The sequence below is a fragment of the Pseudaminobacter sp. Soil_N_29 genome (assembly GCF_057656055.1).
Genome location: NZ_JBDGLC010000041.1, coordinates 1 through 401 on the forward strand (window position 1 = coordinate 1; position 401 = coordinate 401).

The 401-nt window shown below is 66.1% G+C and carries 1 pseudogene; it reads right to left on the reverse strand.

Annotation, left to right across the window (positions count from 1 at the left end):
* Positions 1–401 (reverse strand): annotated as a pseudogene (locus AC3A4H_RS23645) (ice nucleation-like protein); the annotation flags it as partial.

A 401-nucleotide genomic window follows, 5' to 3' on the forward strand; every position in this document is an offset into this window, starting at 1 on the left:
GCGGTAACCGCCAGCTCGCTGAGGCCGATAATGGCCTTGGCGCTGATGGCCTGGACCTGAGCCGCAGAGAGGTCTGCCAGCGCAGCGGAATCGATGCCCCCAACCTGCGCGGCGCTCAGCGCGGCGAAATGGTCGGTCGACAGGGCGGCAAGTTCTTCCTTGCCGAACTGGCCGATCTGGGTCGCGCTCAGCGCCTTGACCTGCGCCACGCTCAGCTCACCGACCTGATCGGTCGTCAGCGCGCCGACCTGCGCGTCGGTCATGGCCTTGATCTGGTTGGTGGTCAGGGCCTTGATCTGGTCTGCTTCCAGGGCAGCGATCTGGTCGGTGGTGAAGGCCTTGATCTGGGCCGGCTTCATAGCCGCCAGCTGGCTCGCCGTCAGCTTCTTGACCTGCTCGGC